Consider the following 378-nt stretch of genomic DNA (forward strand, 5'->3'; position numbering starts at 1 on the left):
CCCGATTTCGTTTACACCCCTACGCCGCCTTCATGCGGCGATCGTCCTCGGGCCGGTTGGCCCGCTCGAACTCCTCGGGGCTGAGGTATCCCAGCGCCGAGTGGGTCCTTACCCTGTTGTAGAAGCACTCGATGTACTCGAGGATCTCGAGCGCCGCCCGCTCTCGGCTCTCGAAGGTGCGCGCGTGCGCGCACTCGGCCTTGATGGGGCCCATGGGCGACTCCATGGCCGCGTTGTCCCAGGGCGACGATATCGAGCCCATCGACGGCTCGATCCCGGCCTCGCGCATGGTCTTCCCGAGCGGCAGCGAGGCGTGCTGCGACCCGTGGTCGCTGTGGCGCGCGCAGCCCTTGCCGGGCCTCCTGCGCGCTATGGCCA

The 378-nt window shown here is 68.8% G+C and carries 1 protein-coding gene; it reads right to left on the reverse strand.

Annotated elements, in window-relative coordinates; all coding sequences use genetic code 11:
- Positions 1–19 precede the first annotated feature (19 nt).
- Positions 20–378: IS3 family transposase (locus tag H6A21_RS11355; RefSeq protein ID WP_204562788.1), on the reverse strand; the 359-nt coding region annotated here is incomplete at its 5' end.

This window comes from Collinsella tanakaei (assembly GCF_016902615.1).
GTDB lineage: Bacteria > Actinomycetota > Coriobacteriia > Coriobacteriales > Coriobacteriaceae > Collinsella > Collinsella tanakaei_A.